The sequence below is a fragment of the Lentzea albidocapillata genome (genome assembly GCF_000719115.1).
GTDB classification, from domain to species: Bacteria; Actinomycetota; Actinomycetes; order Mycobacteriales; family Pseudonocardiaceae; genus Lentzea; species Lentzea albidocapillata.
The window spans coordinates 1-306 of record NZ_JOEA01000092.1; the positions used below are offsets into that span (position 1 = coordinate 1).

Consider the following 306-nt stretch of genomic DNA (forward strand, 5'->3'; position numbering starts at 1 on the left):
GCCGGCAACATCTACCTCGAAGTCGCCGCGGGCGTGACCACGTTCATCCTCGCCGGCCGCTACTTCGAGGCACGGTCCAAGCGTCGCGCCGGTGCCGCGTTGCGTGCCCTGCTCGAACTCGGCGCCAAGGAAGTCGCGGTACTGCGGGACGGACGCGAGCAGCGCATCAGCATCGACGACCTGAAGGTCGGCGACCGGTTCGTGGTGCGGCCGGGCGAGAAGATCGCCACCGACGGCGTGATCGAGGAGGGCAGCTCGGCGATCGACGCGAGCATGCTCACCGGCGAGTCGGTGCCGGTCGAGGTC

The 306-nt window shown here is 69.6% G+C and carries 1 protein-coding gene; it reads left to right on the plus strand.

From position 1 onward, the window contains the following. On the plus strand, positions 1–306 hold a 306-nt coding region (locus tag IG04_RS43565; RefSeq protein WP_036017132.1), incomplete at both ends, for a P-type ATPase actuator domain-containing protein.